The organism is Actinomadura sp. (genome assembly GCF_044508335.1).
Taxonomy (GTDB): domain Bacteria; phylum Actinomycetota; class Actinomycetes; order Streptosporangiales; family Streptosporangiaceae; genus Spirillospora.
This window is the reverse complement of sequence record NZ_JBIQHY010000168.1, coordinates 1-2,754: the sequence shown is the minus strand read 5'-3', so window position 1 is coordinate 2,754 and position 2,754 is coordinate 1. Positions and strand designations below refer to the sequence as shown.

The 2,754-nt window shown below is 68.8% G+C and carries 1 protein-coding gene; it reads right to left on the bottom strand.

The window, feature by feature from the left end:
• Nucleotides 1–688: 688 nt before the first annotated feature.
• Complete coding sequence (locus ACIWVC_RS32565) at nt 689–1,426, bottom strand: maleylpyruvate isomerase family mycothiol-dependent enzyme (RefSeq protein ID WP_396455018.1); 738 nt, start codon at nt 1,424–1,426, stop codon at nt 689–691.
• Nucleotides 1,427–2,754: the final 1,328 nt, after the last annotated feature.

Here is a 2,754-nt window from a genome sequence, read left to right as displayed (position 1 = left end):
TTCCGCATCCAGCAGATCCAGGCCGCCCACGTCCACCCACGCGGATGGCCAGACGCCCCATCCTGGAGCACCTGCGGCATGTCCCAGTGGTAGAGGGTGGCGCGAGGCCCGGCACGGAGCGTGCGGTGTCCGGAGGACTCAGGGCGCGAGCCACGGGCGCAGGCGCGCTCTCTCAACTCTTTCCGGGCGCGCATCGTGAGCCGTGGACCCGCCGCGCGTCCCTCCCCGAGGAGGATCCGCAGCCAGCCGAGACACCGATTCGCACATGCTTACCCAGGCGGCTGAGCGCGGGGGCGTCGATGTGGAGGCCCAGGGCATGGAAACCGCCGCAACGAGGAGCCGACCGCCGGGAGATCGCCGGCGAGCTTGACGGCCGACACGCCATCGGCAGCGCGTCCTCCTTTGACAGCCCCAGCGTCGCGGATCGGCGGAACGGTGCGCCCACGGGTGGACGCGCCGCCAAGTCACGGGCCTGCTGCACCGAGCGGCAGACGGGGATGCGCCGGCTCGACGTCTAGGGCGGACCGCGATCTTCGGAGTCCCGGTTTCACGTGAAACAGCCTCCGCGCCCCGCTCTCGGGCTGAGCGATGCACCTTGGCCAGATGGGTGTTTCACGTGAAACCGCCACGCACTCATGTACCGAGAGCCGGAGACCATCTCTGCGCTGTCTGGCGAGAGGGCTTGTTCTCAACTATCGGGCTGCCGTGCCGCAGTGCCCGGGTCGTTGGGGGCGGTGGCTGTGGGCGGTGCCGCCTTGTTCTTAGATCGGCCGATCAGAACGTTCACGCCCTCTCCCGAGAGGTACGGGAGCGCTGCCGCATCACGTCCAGAGATGAGGAGGACGATGGCCTTGAGCGGGCCGGAGATGGAGGGACCGTCACCACGCGACCACGATGCATCCGTGGCCGATACGCGGAGACCGCGCAGCCGCTTCTTGGCGCCGAAGCCGAAAGGCGGGGGGATCTGCCAGATGCGGTCGGCTGCAACCAGGGCCGGACGCTCCGGCATGGCGAAGTCGCGTCCGAGCGGTAGGAAGATGTCCTGAGCATGGACGAGGATGTCCAGCAATGGCTCCGTGGTCGTGGTGCCGGGAGCAAGTCGCCGTGAATCCGCGACCCGACGCACAATGCTGATCAGCTCGCCGTTCGGAAGGGCGGCACGGTCGATCGCCGTCTCGCGGATGAGCCTGTGGAAGCTCCCGCGCGCTCGTGCCAGCTCGCGCACTGCTGTCCCCAAGGTGATCTCCGGCGCGAGACCGACATGGGCGACGACGTCACGCACACGCCATCCCTCGCACAGCGAGGGCCGCTCCCACTCGTCCGGACTGAGGCTTGTGAGGGCCTCCGCGACGGCCAGACGCTGTTCCCTGATGTGCCGCCACATCTCTTCGCGATCCAACCGGACCTCCCTGAAGGTCGAATTCATGGGAGCCCTTCCGCCGGAACATATTGGGCGCCATGTCCCCACGTCCACTGCCCGGGAGATGGACCGCCGCCGCACAAGACGCTGGGAAGCGTCCGTCGCGCTCGATGAGCCTGGGTCGTCGTGGCCCCCGCTCTCGACGATGCTTCGGTCCGCCGCCGGCTCCAGGGGATCCGCCCTCTGGATCTGCCCGCGAGTTCGTTCGGTGATGCGACCTTGAGGGCGCAACCCCGGTATGGAGGACGAGGCCGTGCGGTCTGGAGATGAGTCTTGGCCAGCGAGTGTTTCACGTGAAACCACCACGCGATGATGGGCGTGAGCTCCTGCTTGTGCTGTGTGCCGAGCTTTCTGCGCCCGCGCTGAGACCGTGTGGCCGCCCGGGTGCCATGTGCATACGCCTGCGCGCTTCCCAGGGGTCCTGTTGATGTGTCCTCGGCTCGCCGGCTGCCACCCCTGGGCAGGACCAGCCAGCAACACTCCGCGAGCCCGCGCTCTGCACCGGCGCTAGACGGGGCACGCCCGGCAGACTCACGCCCGACCAGATGCACATTCGGCAGCCGGACCCGCCCAACCGGCGCTCGTAGACCAGCGCTCGACAAACCTGCTTGCGCGCCGCCAGGCGTGCCGATGCCGGCGGCTGTGATCCGCTCACCGCCGGGACTCGCCGTCTCGCGAGCGAGCATCGCTTTGAGCGTCCATCCGCGGGCACGCCCCTTACCGCGCCGCCTGCGACCCCCACCGGGCAAGACGGTGATTGACCGTGCCGCCCTTCCGAGCGTCGAGCTGATCAACATCGGGCGTCGGGTTGCGGAATCAAACCGGACTTGTTCCCGGCACCCCCAACCACGGAACCGCTCCTGGGCATCCTCGGCCACGTTCGAACGCCACTCACGCTTGTCTTCTCCCGAGGGCGTGCCGGTGCCGACGACGTGCCCTCCGCTAGCCAGTCGGACCCGCCTCGCCCACCAGAGAGAGCGCGCATAGCTAAAGGCGGCCCGTTCGTGCGAATGTCTCTCGCCGCGCCGCACGCGTCCCCCTCTGGCGGCTCGAACGCCATCCCTGCCTCCTGCCGAGGCATGCCGGTGCCCACGGCATGCCTTCCACCAGCCGGTCATACTCGCCCGCTCACTAGAGCGAGCGCGAATGGCTAAGGGCGCGTCTTCGTGCGAACGTCTCTCACCGCGCCGCCCGCTCTCCGATAGCGACTGTGTCCCCCGCTTTCTCCCGGGGGTGTATTCGTGCTGGGGGCGTGCGATCGGCTGGTCGGCCTTGGGCCCGCCGCCTCGCGGGAGAACGAGCATCGCGTTGAGCGTGCCCCACCGCGAGGCGTC